The following is a 255-nucleotide window of genomic DNA, read 5'->3' on the forward strand; positions in this document are numbered from 1 at the left end:
TAATAACTAAATCAGAAGCTCTTAATCGTTTCATCTGTACCTGTGATTTATGCGCAAACTCCTCCGTTTTCAGTAGTTGAATTAATTCTCCCATTGTCACAAAGTAAACTTGATAACCTTTGTTAATAGCCTCGATGCCTAAGCCTACGGCTAAGTGTGTTTTTCCCACTCCTGGAGGACCTAATAAGATCAAATTATACTGTTGCTCCAGCCAATTTATTTCTTGTAGTTGAGTAAGTTGGCGTTCACTTAAAG

1 protein-coding gene is annotated in these 255 nt (G+C 37.6%); it reads right to left on the reverse strand.

From position 1 onward, the window contains the following. Positions 1–255, reverse strand: a 255-nt coding sequence (locus M3627_RS20640) for an ATP-binding protein (RefSeq protein ID WP_251557301.1), incomplete at both ends; no start/stop codon positions are given.

Source organism: Psychrobacillus sp. MER TA 171, assembly GCF_023713305.1.
Lineage (GTDB): Bacteria > Bacillota > Bacilli > Bacillales_A > Planococcaceae > Psychrobacillus.